This window comes from Streptococcus sp. VTCC 12886 (assembly GCF_049893425.1).
In the GTDB taxonomy this organism is placed as follows: Bacteria; Bacillota; Bacilli; order Lactobacillales; family Streptococcaceae; genus Streptococcus; species Streptococcus suis_AA.
The window spans coordinates 55,036-67,276 of the sequence record NZ_JBMVJB010000011.1 but is presented as its reverse complement, the minus strand read 5'-3'; the positions used below and the strand labels follow the sequence as shown (position 1 = coordinate 67,276).

Below are 12,241 nucleotides of genomic sequence, written 5' to 3'. Positions count from 1 at the left end.
AAGAAAAAGTTTGTTTTGGTCTTGACTTTTCCGTTTTCTTGGTAATATCCTCTCTTCTCAAAAATTCCGACACACTCATAAGGAAGCGGTTAGTTGCATCTGCTATGTAAAAAATTGTATAATAAATAATATCATAAAAATCAGTAGGAGAATCGCTATGAAAAACGCCTTGTTAGTTGTTAATCCTAGTTCTGGTGGTGAAAAAGCACCAGAGTTCCAAAAACAGGCCCTTGAGAAATTAAAAGCCTATTTCGATTATGTTGAGGTAAAAGAAACCAAAAAAGCTGGCGATGCGACTCGCTTTACTAAAGAGGCTGCCCAGAAACAGTTCGATAGCGTGATTGTTATGGGTGGTGATGGCACTGTGAATGAGGGAATTAGCGGAATCGCCAATGAACCACACCGACCACATTTTGGATTTTTCCCGCTTGGTACAGTAAATGATTTAGCCAGAGCATTAGGTATTCCTTTAGATCCAACATCAGCCATTGCTCAATTTGATCCTTCTCGGAAGCGCCTCCTCGATATAGGCCAGGTCAATGATAGTTACTTTATGAATGTCGCCGCAATTGGAGCCATCCCACAAGGAATCAACGATGTAGCCCCAGAAGAAAAGACACGATTTGGTAAGTTGGCATATTTTATCAATGGGGTAAAAGAATTAGTTAATAACAAAAGTTACCAATTTGAAGTAGAAGTGAATAACGTTTCAAAAATTATCACTTCTTCAACGCTGATAATCGGATTAACCAATTCAATAGGTGGATTCGAGACACTCCTACCGAATGCCAAGGTAGATGATGGCTTACTTCACTTACTTTATCTAAAAGATAGTCATTTTCTGGATACAGTATCCGCCATCCCTCAATTAATGAAAGGTGTCACGGAAGACACAACAAGTCTTGGTTATGAAACCTTCACAGAAGGGAAAATTTCAGTCATTGATGGTGATTTGCAAATCAATATTGACGGTGACGAAGGAGACCATCTTCCTATTCATGTCAAAGTACTCCCTTCTCACATTTCCATTTACTATTAAGAAAGAAAAACCAGCAGACTCGAGTTTCTGCTGGTTTCTTGTTCATCAATTACGCTACAGCAAGCACTTTACGTCCCTTACGGCGACGAGCTGCTAACACACGACGGCCATTTTTTGTTGCCATACGGTTACGGAAACCGTGTTTACGTGCGCGACGGATTTTACTTGGTTGAAAAGTACGTTTCACGATGAATACCTCCTCTAGATTTTCGTATTCGTTTAGCCGGCTAGTTTTGATCAGTTACTAAACATACCAATCCATTTTATAAGAAATTAAACCATTTGTCAAGGTGTTCTGACTGACTTTTTACCAAGAATCCAAAAATCAGCCAATCCAAACAAATATTTTTCTTCATATTTAATAAAAAAGAGAGGAACACTTCATCCTCTCTTTAAACATCTGATAATTAATCACGATTTCCTTCGATATCTACGACAACGTATCGATTAGGCTCGCTACCTTCTGAATAGCTTGTCACTCCATCCATTTTTGAAATGATGCGATGGATTATTTTGCGCTCATTACTAGACATAGGATCTGTATGATAAGCTTCTTGCTCGGTTATCACACGCTCTGCCAGTTTTTGAGCATATCCCTGTAGTACCTCTGCACGGTGCTCTACATAGTCATTAACGTTAATTGTAATATAAAAATTACGCTCATATCGATTATATAAGAAGTTTTGTGCCAAAAGTTGCAAAGCTTTTAATACTTTTCCATGATATCCAATGACACGTCCAGGTTCGTTTGTGTCGACTTGAATGTTAATGGTTCGTCTATTGTGGCTTGTCTCGATGCGAGCCTCTACATCCATATCATCCAAGATTTCTTGAACATATTCTGACACTTCAGCTACAACTTGTTCAATGTCATACTGTGATTCCACCTTAATATCAATATCAGCAAATTCAGAAGTTGATTCACTTTGATTTGTGGTAGCAGGTTGGTCTTGAATTGTTTCATCGACAAGCTGATCCGCAGATGATGGATGAAGCAGCTCTTCTGGTAAAATCTCAATACGACCTGTCTCTTCCAGAATTGTAGTTGCCTCTTTTTCATTTTTCAAAATCTGAGCCTTGATATCATCTTCAAGCGTTTGGCCAGATTTTTCAAATTCTTTAACAGCTGCAACAACTTTTCCTAGGTCAATTGTCGCTTCTGAGATACTTTTAACCGGCTCATTCAACTCATTAATTTCAGTTGGAACTCCACGAACAGCTTTTTGATTAGCTTTCACTACCGTTGTCTCATTGATTACATAAATGTCAACAATAGCTGGCTTTTTCCCAAAACCGAAGAAACCTTTTTTCTCACGCGCAACTACAGTAATATGTGCTCTCTTCCGAGGAATATTTAACTCTACCAAGCCATTTTGAATAGCTTCTTCAACACTTGATCCTGTAAATTTCATTTTCTCTCTCCTAGAATCCTATTTCTTTTTCTTGGCCTTTTTTTGAGCCTTTCGCTTCTTAGACTGAAGTTCTTTCTCCAAATCAATTTTGGCTTGACGCTCCGCTATTATTTTGAACGGATTATTAAATACTAAAGTTTGAACCACTTGATAAGCATTTGATACAGTCCAGTACAAGGATACCCCGCTCGCAGCCGGCAAAGCAAAGAGAAAAATCATGACTGGCATGGCAAAAGTCATAACTGTCATAGCCATATTTTTTTCAATTGCAGACTTGTTGGTCAACCATGTGCTGAGGAATGTGAAACCAGCAGCCAGAACAGGCAAGACAAAAATCGGATCCGGTTCCCCGAGATTTAACCAAAGAAAATGACCAACTTTCAAGACTTCAACGCGTGTTAGAGCTTGGAAAAGAGCCAATAAGATTGGCATTTGAATGAGAAGCGGAATCATAGACGATCTCATACTAACGCCGTTTTCTTTATAGAGTGCCTGTGTTGCTTCATAAAGTTGTTGGCGACTCTCCATATCTGTTCCTGGATATTCAGCCTGTAGCGCTTTCAACTTTGGCTGCAACTCTTGCATCTTTCGCGAAGATTTAATCTGTATTTGGAACAAAGGCAATAACAGGGTCCTAATCAAAATAGTAAATAGGATAATCCCTATTCCAATTTGACCGTTGATGGACAAGAATTGGATGACACTAGCGAACCAATAGATTAACTGGTCCCATGCACCAGACGACTGGCTAGTTACTGGACCTGTCCCACAGGCTGTCAATACAAACAGGGACGTGGCGAGTAAACCAACCCACTTAGCTTTCTTTTTCAATCTCAACACCTTCCTGATAAAGTTTGGCAAGTTTTAAAACATGGAGAAGATTTTTCTTAATTTCCTGATAGTTTAATTCTTCAACACCCTTGCGAGCAATGACAACAAAGTCATTCGTTACAAGTTGTTCCTGATGCTCAATAAGAACATGTCGAATTTTTCTCTTAATCTTATTCCGCGTGACAGCGTTTCCTAATTTTTTACTGACAGAAAGCCCTACTCGGAAATGCGGTTGTTCTTTCGCTAGCCAATAGACTACAAATCGACGATTTGCCACATTATTTCCTTTGGTGAAAATGTCATTAAAATCTCGTTCACGCTTGACACGATAGCTTTTTCTCAAACTCTCACTCCATCTTTCAAAATTACTACTATTATACCATAAAATTCAAAAAAGCCAATAAACATCACGTTTAGAGGCCTTTTGAAGCTGATAATTGCTCTTTTGCTTGCTGAATTTGCCAGCGAATGGATTCAAAACCGGTTCCTCCAAGCGAATTCCTTCGTGAAACTGCCGTTTGAGACTCTAAAGCTGTATATATATCCGGTCCAATAATCGATGAAATTTCCTGATAACGTTCTAAAGGAACATCCTGTAAATAGTACCCAGCTTTACTACATTCCAAGACTAGTTTTCCAACAATCTCATGCGCCTGACGAAACGGTAGACCCTTGCTAGCCAAGTAATCCGCCAACTCTGTAGCGTTCGAAAAGTCCTTCTCAGTTGATTGAGCCATTCTTTCCTTATGAACTGTCATAGATTGTAGCATTCCTGCCAAAATATCAATAGATACCAAAATGGTTTCCGCGCTATCAAACATTCCCTCTTTGTCTTCCTGCAAATCCTTGTTATAGGTCAACGGTAAGGATTTCATGACTGTCAACAATCCGACCAAATTTCCATAAACTCTACCTGTTTTCCCTCGAATCAGCTCAGCCATATCTGGATTTTTCTTCTGAGGCATAATGGAAGAACCTGTTGAAAAGGTATCCGATAAAGTAACGAATTTGTATTCATGTGAGCACCAATTAATGATTTCCTCACAGAGACGAGACATATGCATCATCAAAATGCTCGCATTTGATAAAAATTCCAAGATAAAATCCCTATCTGATACAGCATCTAAGGAATTTGTATAGGGATGAGAAAACCCCATTAAATCCGAAGTTAGTTGACGGTCGATTGGAAATGTAGTTCCTGCCAATGCTGCCGCACCAAGTGGAGATATATCTGTATGCTGAATGTTGAATGCAAAACGCTCACTGTCACGGCTGAACATATTGTAATAGGCCAACATATGCTGAGCAAAACTAATTGGCTGAGCATGCTGTAAGTGGGTATAGCCCGGCATAACCGTCTCGATATGCTCTTGTGCAAGATTAACCAATGTCTGGCGTAGATTGGTCAATTTATCTACTACTTGAAACAAGGTATCCTTCAAATAGAGATGCATATCTGTTGCAACTTGATCATTACGAGAACGTGCCGTATGCAATTTCCCTGCCACTGACCCGATCTTCTCAGTCAGGAGACTTTCGATATTCATGTGAATATCTTCGTTTCGAACATCAAATACTAGCTTTCCAGCTTCATAGTCATTCAGAAGCTCTTCCAGACCAGCCTGGATAGACTGAGCTTCTTCAAGACTAATAACACCTGTTGCCCCAAGCATTTGTACATGAGCTAATGACCCTTGAATATCATACTTAGCCAGTTTTTGATCAAAGCGAATGGAGGCACCGAATTCTTCAACCCATTCCTCAAGACTGGCCTCAAAACGACCACCCCATAGCTTCTTTGCTTCCATAAGCTCCTACTTTCTAGTTCTTTTTATGAATTTCTGCATTAACTTTGGTTGGTAATCCCCAAAGCTTGATGAAACCAACTGCAGCATCTTGATCAAATGTATCAGCACTTGTATAAGTTGCCAAATCTTCATCATATAGAGAATTTGGTGATTTTCTGGCAACTACTTTCGCTGATCCTTTATACAATTTCACTTTTGCGGTTCCATTCACGACTGATTGAGTTGCTTGCAGATAAGCTTTCAATGCCTGTGTTGCAGGGTTGAACCACAAACCATTGTAAATCAGATTCGAGAGTTCATTAGATACAATTGGCTTGAAATGAGATACTTCACGCACTAGGGTCAAATCTTCAATTTCCTTATGAGCTGTTAAAAGAGTAATGGCTCCGGGACACTCATAAATTTCACGTGATTTGATCCCAACTAACCGGTTTTCAACATGGTCAATTCGTCCAACACCATGCTTACCAGCAATCTCATTGAGTTGTTGAATGAGATTGGCAAGGCTGAGCGTTTCTCCATTAATAGCAACTGGGACTCCAGCCTTAAATTCGATTTCTACATACTCAGGAAGATCTGGTGCATTTTCTGGAGAAGTAGTGATTCCAAAAGCATCTTCTGGTGCTTCATTCCATGGATTTTCTAATACACCACATTCATTAGCCCGGCCCCAAAGATTTTGGTCAACTGAATAAGGGCTATCCAAATCTGCTGGAACTGGAACACCATTTTCCTTGGCAAATAGGATTTCCTCTTCACGCGCCCACTTCCATTCACGAACAGGTGCTACAACTTTCAAAGTTGGATCCAAAGCCGCAATCGCTACTTCAAACCGTACCTGGTCATTTCCCTTCCCTGTACAACCATGAGCGATGGTCGTTGCACCAGTCTTGTGCGCCATCTCCACTAACTTTTTAGAAATCAGTGGGCGACTAAGTGCTGATACTAGTGGATATTTTTGTTCATAATATGCATGAGCTTGTAGGGCAGGCAAAACGTATTCTTGAGCAAATTCTTCTTTCACATCCAAAACATGCGATTCAATTGCACCGATGGAAAGGGCCTTGTCATGAATAAATTGGAGATTTTTCCCTTCACCAACATCCATACAAACCGCAATGACATCATAGTCTTTTTTCAACCATGCAATCGCAACTGAAGTATCCAGACCACCTGAATAAGCTAGGATTAATTTTTCTTTCGTCATAAACATTCTCATTTCTATTTAAATTAGCAAATAAAACCTAGTGACTATTATAGTGTATATTTATACTTTTTGCAACATATTTATACACATTTTTTTAAAAAATTGAATAAACCTCGTACATTTACAGAAAAAACAAGAAAAAGCCAGAGAATTTTCTCCGACTTCTAGACTATATTTTATCTCAACTCATATTAAGGTTGATAAATTTTCCGTTCTTTCAAGATTTTCCAAAAATAATATGCCAAACTAAAATCGAGCAATCCATGAAGTGCAGAACCTAGACCAACTAAGCCAAGCATAGTCATCCAATAAGTATCTGAAGTCTGCCCGCCCGAAGTCAGGGCCATGACCACAATATACTCCCCTAAGCCATGAAGTAGATTGAGACCAATCCCTAATAGGAAAAAATGTTTAGTGTCCATAAAACTTGGAAATCGTTTTATTAAAAAAGCTCCCAGAGTAAGAAAAATCAAGTGGGTTAATGCACGAAATACGATGACAATAGGAAATCCCGCTAAAAAGAAGCCTAGACTGGAGCCCAGTGCTACCAATATGGCCGTTGCTGGTGAAATAAACATTGCAATAAACAACGGAATATGACTAGCAAGTGTGTAGGATGCTGGACCAATAACAATTTTAATCGGCATCATCAATGGAATCAAAATAGCAAATGCAGTAAGAATCGCACTAATGGAAAGCTGCTTGACGGAACTTTTAGATGATAGTGTTAATTGGGACATAAGGAACCTCTCTTTCTATAGGTTCGATTATAAACCAAAACATTACAGGTGTCAAGACACCTGTAATGTTTTATTGATTCTCTAGCAAAATTCCTGCAGCCTTTAATACCAAAGAAAGTTCTTGGTAGGCTTGAACCGAGGGAAATGAGACAGTATGAGTATGAACTCCTTCTGTTAAATTACTCAATAGCACTCCTTTATAATGACTCAAATCATCTAAAAAACGGTCCCGATCTTCAAAACTGGTAATATTTAGTTTGCCAGATAAGAGACCGTAAATAGGATGTTCAATTTCGACATCAAGGATTTGAGCTCCTCCCTCTAATAGGATAGTCAACTCTTTTTCAACATCTTCTGGTCCATGTTGACAAGCTATTTTACGAATATAAGCTCCTTCAAGAGGCGCCAGAGAAGACTGCAGTAGGTAGCCTCTTGGAGTCGCCAAAACCAGATCACCCTCTGCTCGAAGCAAGGCTATATCTCCCACAATCACCTGACGGCTCACTCCAAATTCTTTTGCTAGGTAATTCGCTGAAAGTGGTTGAGATGTTTCCTGTAAAAGTGATAAAATGTGCTTTCGTCTTTCTATTGCTTTCATGTGGTCTCCCCTCTACTTTCTTTCATTATACCAAAAACCGAGCCAATTCATTCCTGTCTAATAGAAAAAACAGAAACTGCAACTCAGTCCCTTTTACATCTTATTAATCTAATAAGGCTTGAATAGATGCGATATCTAGACGCTTCATTGTCATTACTGCAGCATTCACAGCCTTAATCTGTTCTGGGCTAGCCGAATCGTATGCCTCCGTCAAGATACGTGGCACAATCTGCCAAGAAATCCCAAACTGATCCTTGGCCCAACCACAAATTTCTGCTTCTGGAGCTGCCGACACTGTTTCATACCAACTATCCGCTTCTTCCTGACTATCCACACAGACCATTAGCGAAAAGGATTCGTTAAAAGAGGCCACACCACCATATCCATGGTCCATAGCAATCATTTTTTGGTCTCTGATAAAAAGCTCCGCATAATTCAACTTGGCAGCAGCAACCGCAGCCTCACCTCCGCCATAGTAAGACAAGCGACCAAGACAGACCGAAGCGGTCTTCCAACCAGACATAGTAAGGGCTGAAGGGATATTCCGCCAATGGCATGAGCACACGCCCACCGTCTGATAGCGCCTCATAAAGACGGCTTACGTCATCCTTACTAGCTACATTTACCATGAGCGACATAGACTCGTTGAGTTTAAAATATGGCCCCGCACTAATCGCTGCCAGGGTCATGTCTCCCAGTTGGAATTGGATCAAGCCAGCATCGCCAGAAGGCATATCCGTAATGGTATAGTTCCAGTCAATCTTGCCTCCGAAAAGGTCCACATACAACTCCGCAGCTTCTTTTGCCTCTGTATCGTACCAGAGATGAGGAATAATAGTTTGTATCGATTTCTCCTTTGAATTACTAGGCTTAGTATAGCATTAGTCCGTACAAAAAACAAAACATGTTGCTTTTGCACTTATAGATGTGCTATACTGAATAACTACAAAATTGACAGAAGAATGAAATGGAAATCTGGAACGCCTACACAACCGACGGCCAACTGACCGACCACACCCTCACACGCGGAGAACCTATTCCCCACGGCCTCTACCACCTAGTCGTCGAGTGCATCATCCGCCACCGCGACGGCAGCACCCTCTTCATGAAGCGCGACAGCGCCAAGCTCTCCTACCCTGACTATTATGAAGCGACAGCAGGAGGCTCGGCCTTGTTTGGGGAAATAGCAGAGCAGGCCATATTACGCGAAGTCCGCGAAGAGACAGGCATTGAGCTGACAGCTGACCAACTCCGCCACCATACACACTTTATCACCCATGACGACCAGTGCATTTTCCACTGCTACTGGGCCGAAACCAATTGGGACAAAGCTGCTATCCAACTCCAAGCCGACGAAACCAGCAATTATATCTGGGTCCCACAGGAAGATTTAAAAGACTTTTTAGAAACAGAACTGGTTATCCCAAGGCAGAAGGTTTATGTGGAGAGGTTGTTTTTAGAACAAAAACAGAGCAAGAGCGAAAATGAAACTCAGTACAACATGAGACAAAAAGTGACTGAGTCGATTTCTCCCAAAAAGAATGCGACCACCTAAAATCCGTACACCGCAAGCCAAGATTAGACCTAAGATACATCCCAAAACTGTCTGCCAGCCCAACAAACTGAGCAACACTGGGCAGGCATATAAAATCAGTAACCAGCTAGGAAGTTGCTTGCGATATACCCAAGCAGATAGCGGTAATAGCCCCAAATAAAGCACAATCAACCATTTAACAACAATAATCATATAGAACTCCTTTTCCCCATCAATGTAACATGAGGGGTAAGGCACTGTCAAGAGGACATTATGAAAACAGGACAAGTTATGCAACAATTTGGTATCAAACGCGATATGCTTCGTTTCTACACCGAACAGGGATTGCTACAACCTCAGCTGGTTAACGGTAACTACTACTGGAACGAAGAAGAAATCAACAACCTAGAAAATATACTAGGACTTCGCCATTTAGGCCTATCTGTGAAAGCTATTATCCGTATCAAAGAACTTCACGACACCAAATGCGGCAGTCTCGAACAGCTAAAAGAAAACAAACAGGTCATACTGGATGAAATTGCCGACCGTGAAAAACAAATCCTCCTGCTCCAAGAACAGAAGGAAAATCTAGAAAATTTACTCCAGCAGATTGAGAAAAAATTACAGAATTTATAACAAAATCCCCGCCGTCACGCGACAGCGGGAATTCATTTATTTCAACCCTTGGGTCAGACCAGCTATATCATTCGGCCTAGTCCTACAACAACCTCCAACTACCTTAGCACCCAGTTTATGCCATGCAAGAGTATTGTCCAAAAGGCTATGGCTATGGTCAGCTTCTTCTTTCCAGGTCTGAGTAGCTCCATCATATATCTCTCCAGAATTTGGGTAGGTGACAAATGGTTTATTCGTTTTCTCTCTCAACTGGCTGAGAAAGGCTGGGTAAAGAGACGGTGCTGTACAGTTGAGACCAACTGCTAAAATCTGCTCACTGCCGTTAACCAGCTCTGCTATTTTTTCAATAGACGTACCATCAGAGATTGACTGACCGTCCTGAGAGGTGAAGCTAATATAGGCTTCAACCTCAGGAAAATCCTCTGCCAACAGCTCTACTAATGCTTGTGCCTCAAGAAAATTGGGGATGGTTTCTAAAGCCAACAGCTCTGCCCCCTGTTCTAATAGGAGTTCAATTCGGCGACGGTGAAAGTCTTTTAGCGCTGCTAGACTAATGTTACTATAGTCACCGGAATATTCAGCACCATTCGCCAAATAGGCCGCGTAAGGGCCAACATCGCCTGAAATAAGAGGATAGGTTCGATGTACTTTTTCAGCTTCAGACAATTCTGCCCAGACCTCATCACGCGCTTCCTTCGCCAAATCAACGGTCAAGCGAATGAGGTCCTCAGCCTCTGCTTGTGACAAGCCAACTTCTGCTAATCCTTCAAAGGTTGCCTGATAGGTGGAGGTTGTCACCAAGTCTGCCCCGGCACGAATATAATCCTTGTGAATATTCTTGATGTACTGGGGATTCTCCAAAAGATACTTGGCAGACCAAAGCTTACCCGATACATCATACCCTCGAAACTCCAACTCTGTTCCAAGAGCACCGTGCAAAATGATATATTCCTTTTGTTCTAGTAGTTCTTTAAAACGTCCCATACTTGAACCCTCCTACCACTTTTTAAAGCGAATGTAATGATAAATATAGCACCCAATCATGAAAGGAACACCGAAGTAAAGACCGGCACGCTGTGAAGGATCCCAACCGATTCCGATGATAGAAATAACCAACAGAACAACCGTAATCCATGGCAAGGTCGGTGAGAACGGCGTCTTGTATTCCAGTTCATCTTCACTGTGAGTTTTCAAAAATTCACGACGAAAACCGATTTGTGCCAGAGGAATAGCCAACCAAGCGATGACAACCGCAAAACCAGCAATAGAAACCAGGGCCAAGAAGATGGTATCTTCTGCATAAATTGACGCGATCAAGGCGATTACAACACCAATCATGGACAAAATCATGCCCCGCGTAGGCACACCATGCTTGTTAATCTTGACTAATTCCTTACTAATCATGCCTTCATTGGCCAAAGACCAAAGCATACGGCTTGAAGCATAGAGCCCTGAAGTCGATGCAGATAAGATAGCAGTCAAGATGATGAAGTTCATAATATCAGCAGCATAAGGGAAGCCAATCTTGTCCAATACAAGTACGAATGGTGCCTCTGTCACACCTGCTTCTGACATAGGAAGGAGAGCTGCCAAAACTACAATTGTCAAGACAAAGAAGATAACCAATAGACCGATAGTTGACTTAATGGCTTGCGGTACAGCTTTCTTGGGATTATCTGTTTCACCTGCCGCAATTCCGATCATTTCCACACCTGAAAAGGCATAGTTTACTGATAACATGACCGAGATAAAACCTACTAATCCGTTAGGGAGCAATCCATTACTTGTGATGTTGTTAAATAACGGCGCTGCATTGGTTCCTTCAAAAGGTAAGATTCCAAAAATGGCTAATGTCCCTAGTACGATAAAAGCTGCAATAGCATAAACCTTGATTGACGACAACGCATCCTCCGCCTTGGCAAACCAGCCAACCGAAAGTGTATTTAAAGCGAAGACAACGATGGCAAAAATCGTCGCAAAAATCCATAAAGGTACACTAGAGAACCAGCGTTGCATGAGTTGAGCTGCTCCAACAAATTGTGAAGCAAGGGCAACGACCCAACAAAGCCAATACATCCAAGCCACCATAAAACCTGTTCCAGGACTGATGAACTTGGTCGCATAGGTATGGAAAGAACCTGTCACAGGCATAGCAACCGACAATTCTCCCAAAGAGAACATGACCAAATAGACCATGACAGCTCCAAATAGATAGGCCGCAATAGCTCCAAAAGGCCCAGCCTGTGCAATGGTATAGCCTGAACTCAGGAACAAACCTGTCCCGATGACCCCTCCTATGGACAACATCTGCAAATGACGACTGTTCATCTCGCGGTTAAAGGTGCCTTGATTTTCAAAATTATGATTTTCCATACACTCTCCTAAATTCTTGTGATTATTCTATCATATCATGGATTTTCAGAAACTCGTTATATC

Annotated in this window: 13 protein-coding genes and 1 pseudogene; 3 read left to right on the top strand and 11 right to left on the bottom strand. The window is 41.3% G+C overall.

Annotated elements, in window-relative coordinates:
- The first annotated feature begins 157 nt into the window (after positions 1 to 157).
- A complete protein-coding gene (locus tag ACPC57_RS04995; protein WP_217374538.1) occupies positions 158 to 1,039 on the top strand; it encodes a diacylglycerol/lipid kinase family protein in 882 nt (293 codons plus the stop codon).
- A gap of 49 nt (positions 1,040 to 1,088) precedes the next feature.
- Here the strand turns inward: ACPC57_RS04995 and rpmH are convergent, their stop codons facing one another.
- The 9 genes and pseudogenes from rpmH to ACPC57_RS04950 all read right to left on the bottom strand — a co-directional run bounded on the left by rpmH (position 1,089) and on the right by ACPC57_RS04950 (position 8,480).
- Positions 1,089 to 1,226: a 50S ribosomal protein L34 gene (gene rpmH / locus ACPC57_RS04990; RefSeq protein WP_049618373.1), complete on the bottom strand. Its 138-nt coding sequence runs from the start codon at positions 1,224 to 1,226 to the stop codon at positions 1,089 to 1,091.
- Between the two features lie 220 nt (positions 1,227 to 1,446).
- A complete protein-coding gene (gene jag, locus ACPC57_RS04985; RefSeq protein WP_172036507.1) occupies positions 1,447 to 2,451 on the bottom strand; it encodes an RNA-binding cell elongation regulator Jag/EloR in 1,005 nt (334 codons plus the stop codon).
- 18 nt (positions 2,452 to 2,469) lie between these two features.
- Positions 2,470 to 3,282, bottom strand: a complete 813-nt coding sequence (locus tag ACPC57_RS04980; protein WP_434065099.1) for a YidC/Oxa1 family membrane protein insertase — start codon at positions 3,280 to 3,282, stop codon at positions 2,470 to 2,472.
- Entirely contained in the window at positions 3,266 to 3,625 is a 360-nt protein-coding gene (rnpA, locus tag ACPC57_RS04975) for a ribonuclease P protein component (protein ID WP_024391601.1), read from the bottom strand. Before rnpA ends, ACPC57_RS04980 begins: the two co-directional genes overlap by 17 nt.
- Before the next feature lie 70 nt (positions 3,626 to 3,695).
- Positions 3,696 to 5,090: an argininosuccinate lyase gene (gene argH, locus ACPC57_RS04970; RefSeq protein WP_434066427.1), complete on the bottom strand. Its 1,395-nt coding sequence runs from the start codon at positions 5,088 to 5,090 to the stop codon at positions 3,696 to 3,698.
- A gap of 13 nt (positions 5,091 to 5,103) precedes the next feature.
- A complete protein-coding gene (locus tag ACPC57_RS04965; protein WP_171988968.1) occupies positions 5,104 to 6,297 on the bottom strand; it encodes an argininosuccinate synthase in 1,194 nt (397 codons plus the stop codon).
- Between the two features lie 191 nt (positions 6,298 to 6,488).
- Complete coding sequence (locus tag ACPC57_RS04960; protein WP_289646121.1) at positions 6,489 to 7,037, bottom strand: hypothetical protein; 549 nt, start codon at positions 7,035 to 7,037, stop codon at positions 6,489 to 6,491.
- 70 nt (positions 7,038 to 7,107) lie between these two features.
- Positions 7,108 to 7,635 carry a transcription repressor NadR gene (locus ACPC57_RS04955; RefSeq protein ID WP_024397302.1) on the bottom strand — a complete coding sequence of 176 codons (528 nt, stop codon included), beginning with the start codon at positions 7,633 to 7,635 and terminating at the stop codon, positions 7,108 to 7,110.
- A 103-nt stretch (positions 7,636 to 7,738) separates the two neighbouring features.
- Positions 7,739 to 8,480, bottom strand: a pseudogene (locus tag ACPC57_RS04950) (VOC family protein).
- 122 nt (positions 8,481 to 8,602) lie between these two features.
- Here ACPC57_RS04950 and ACPC57_RS04945 point away from each other — a divergent pair.
- Positions 8,603 to 9,190, top strand: coding sequence for an NUDIX hydrolase (locus ACPC57_RS04945; RefSeq protein ID WP_434066426.1), 588 nt, complete (start codon positions 8,603 to 8,605; stop codon positions 9,188 to 9,190).
- A gap of 252 nt (positions 9,191 to 9,442) precedes the next feature.
- Complete coding sequence (locus ACPC57_RS04940) at positions 9,443 to 9,805, top strand: MerR family transcriptional regulator (protein ID WP_434066425.1); 363 nt, start codon at positions 9,443 to 9,445, stop codon at positions 9,803 to 9,805.
- Between the two features lie 36 nt (positions 9,806 to 9,841).
- Here the strand turns inward: ACPC57_RS04940 and mmuM are convergent, their stop codons facing one another.
- Both mmuM and ACPC57_RS04930 read right to left on the bottom strand, forming a co-directional pair.
- Complete coding sequence (gene mmuM / locus ACPC57_RS04935) at positions 9,842 to 10,789, bottom strand: homocysteine S-methyltransferase (protein WP_289646129.1); 948 nt, start codon at positions 10,787 to 10,789, stop codon at positions 9,842 to 9,844.
- 12 nt (positions 10,790 to 10,801) lie between these two features.
- A complete protein-coding gene (locus ACPC57_RS04930) occupies positions 10,802 to 12,178 on the bottom strand; it encodes an amino acid permease (protein WP_217374529.1) in 1,377 nt (458 codons plus the stop codon).
- Positions 12,179 to 12,241 lie beyond the last annotated feature (63 nt).

Bases quoted from the DNA above. Each gene is read 5' to 3' on its own strand.
- ACPC57_RS04995 (WP_217374538.1), top strand. From the start codon at position 158: ATGAAAAACGCCTTGTTAGTTGTTAATCCTAGTTCTGGTGGTGAAAAA.
- jag (WP_172036507.1), bottom strand. From the start codon at position 2,451: ATGAAATTTACAGGATCAAGTGTTGAAGAAGCTATTCAAAATGGCTTG.
- argH (WP_434066427.1), bottom strand. From the start codon at position 5,090: ATGGAAGCAAAGAAGCTATGGGGTGGTCGTTTTGAGGCCAGTCTTGAG.
- ACPC57_RS04965 (WP_171988968.1), bottom strand. From the start codon at position 6,297: ATGACGAAAGAAAAATTAATCCTAGCTTATTCAGGTGGTCTGGATACT.
- ACPC57_RS04960 (WP_289646121.1), bottom strand. From the start codon at position 7,037: ATGTCCCAATTAACACTATCATCTAAAAGTTCCGTCAAGCAGCTTTCC.
- ACPC57_RS04955 (WP_024397302.1), bottom strand. From the start codon at position 7,635: ATGAAAGCAATAGAAAGACGAAAGCACATTTTATCACTTTTACAGGAA.
- ACPC57_RS04945 (WP_434066426.1), top strand. From the start codon at position 8,603: ATGGAAATCTGGAACGCCTACACAACCGACGGCCAACTGACCGACCAC.
- ACPC57_RS04940 (WP_434066425.1), top strand. From the start codon at position 9,443: ATGAAAACAGGACAAGTTATGCAACAATTTGGTATCAAACGCGATATG.
- mmuM (WP_289646129.1), bottom strand. From the start codon at position 10,789: ATGGGACGTTTTAAAGAACTACTAGAACAAAAGGAATATATCATTTTG.
- ACPC57_RS04930 (WP_217374529.1), bottom strand. From the start codon at position 12,178: ATGGAAAATCATAATTTTGAAAATCAAGGCACCTTTAACCGCGAGATG.